The sequence below is a fragment of the Serratia sp. PL7 genome (genome assembly GCF_945957435.1).
Genome location: NZ_CAMFLB010000148.1, coordinates 1 through 290 on the forward strand (window position 1 = coordinate 1; position 290 = coordinate 290).

Genomic DNA, 290 nt, shown 5'->3' on the forward strand with positions numbered 1-290 from the left:
GTTTCATTCCAACCGCGTCACTCTCGTGTCGCCATCAGAACCAATCTCGGAACTTCGCTGAAAATTGTCGTCTACTCTAAAACACCTTTGGTGTTGTAAGGTTAAGCCTCACGGATCATTAGTACTGGTTAGCTCAATGCATCGCTGCACTTACACACCCAGCCTATCAACGTCTTAGTCTTAAACGTTCCTTCAGGGACCTTAAAGGCCCAGGGAAGACTCATCTCGAGGCAAGTTTCGCGCTTAGATGCTTTCAGCGCTTATCTTTTCCGCACTTAGCTACCGGGCAG

1 rRNA gene is annotated in these 290 nt (G+C 48.3%); it reads right to left on the bottom strand.

The annotated features are described in order from the left end of the window. Positions 1-97 precede the first annotated feature (97 nt). Positions 98-290: ribosomal RNA gene (locus tag N6G83_RS54680) — 23S ribosomal RNA — on the bottom strand; the annotation flags it as partial.